General features: G+C 66.6%; 2 protein-coding genes. Both read left to right on the top strand.

Annotated elements, in window-relative coordinates; translation table 11 throughout:
- Positions 1-10: 10 nt before the first annotated feature.
- The gene (locus tag MKK58_RS06090) at positions 11-421 is read left to right on the top strand and encodes a TadE/TadG family type IV pilus assembly protein (RefSeq protein WP_243911216.1); all 411 of its coding nucleotides are present in this window, start codon (positions 11-13) and stop codon (positions 419-421) included.
- A gap of 11 nt (positions 422-432) precedes the next feature.
- The coding region (locus MKK58_RS06085; RefSeq protein ID WP_243911215.1) for a TadG family pilus assembly protein at positions 433-1,651 on the top strand (1,219 nt) is incomplete at its 3' end.

Here is a 1,651-nt window from a genome sequence, read left to right as displayed (position 1 = left end):
TCCATACAAGCTGCTTCCTCAATGCGAACGAGGAAGTTCGGCCGTTGAATTTGCTCTTGTCGCGCCGATCCTTCTGGCCTTCCTGGCCGGCATTATCGTGTTCGGCATCTATCTCGGCGCGGCCCACAACCTCCGTCAGCTGACATCGGAGGCGGCTCGGGCCTCCATCTCCGGCATCAGCGATGCCGAGCGGGCAAGTCTCGCGCGCCAGCAGGTCAACGCCGCCCTCGTGAGCGGCACGATGTTCAGACCGGGCACGATCGACGTGCAGGTAGCAACGGATCCCGGCGACTCCGCCCTCTATCGGGTCACACTGAGCTTCGATTCGAAGAATCTCGGCTTGTCCGGGCTCTCCGGTCTCGTGCCGCTGCCACCCGATCTGATCCGTAGCAGCGTCAGCATCCGAAAGGGTGGGCTCTGATGCGGTGTGTGATGTCCGACCGGCGTGGATCGGTCGCGATCCTCACCGCGCTCGGCTTCACGGTGATCCTCGGGGCTGCGGCAATTGGGATTGATTACGGGTCGGCGACCCTAGCTCATCGGCGGGCGCAGGGCGCCGTGGACATCGCGGCGACGCTGGCCGCCGCGAACCCTGCGCTCGCGGAGGCGGTGGCCCGGAATTCCCTGGCCGATAACGGCTACGCCGCCGGTGCCGTGATCCGGGTCCAGCCCGGTTCTTACAGCGCCGACGGCAGGACTGCCGTCGATGCGCGTTTCAGCACGGAGACGTCGGCGCCTAACGCGGTCCGGGTGACCCTGCAGACCGCAACTCCGACCTACTTCGCTCCCGCCCTCGGCCTCGGACGCGAGATCGCCATCAAGGTACAGAGCACCGCGGCGATGGCACAGTTCGCGTCCTTCACGATCGGGTCCGGACTGGCCGGCCTCGATGCAGGCGTCGCGAACGCCGTCCTGGGCGCAATGCTGGGGAAGCCGTTGACGCTGTCGGTGGTCGACTACAACGCACTTGCGAGCACCCGTGTCGATGCTAACCGTGTGCTCGACGCGCTGGCACCCATGCTCGGGCTCGAAGTTGGGAACTACTCTGAGATCGCCGTCGCCACCGCCACCGTGGGCCAGTTGACCGCGGCGCTTCAGATCGCCTCTAACGCCTTGACCGATGGCGGCAGGGCGGCGTCGGCCCTCGGGCAGGTCGTGTCAGCTACGCGTGGCGGCGGCACGGCATTTCAGGTCGGCAGCGTCCTCGCTCTCGGGGATGCCGCAGCGCTCGGTCCCGCCCTCGGCGCCAGCGGCACGCTGATCGACGTCATGGATGCGTTGACCGACGCCGTCGCGCTGTCGAACGGCCGGCAGCAAGTGTCGGTGGATCTCGGCGCATCGATACCCGGTCTGCTCCGGACACAGATCACGCTCAGCATCGGCGAACGGCAGCAGAGTTCGGGTAATGTCCGGCCCGGAAGCCCGAATGCGACGGTCAGGACGGGCCAGGTTCGCCTCCTCATCGAGGCGACGCTGTCGCTTCCTCTCGGATTGGGGAATGTGACGCTGCCGGTCTACGTTCAGGCGGCGATGTCGCGGGCCACGCTCCGGACCCTGACCTGTCCCTGGTCATCTCAGGGGCGGCGTCAGGTGACGCTGGACGCACAACCCGGAGTGGCCGAACTCGCCATCGCGGATATCCCGAAATACC

Origin of the sequence: Methylobacterium sp. J-078 (genome assembly GCF_022829285.1) — a bacterium.
Lineage (GTDB): Bacteria > Pseudomonadota > Alphaproteobacteria > Rhizobiales > Beijerinckiaceae > Methylobacterium.
Note: the sequence above shows the minus strand (reverse complement) of the source record. Positions and strands in the feature narration are given on the sequence as shown.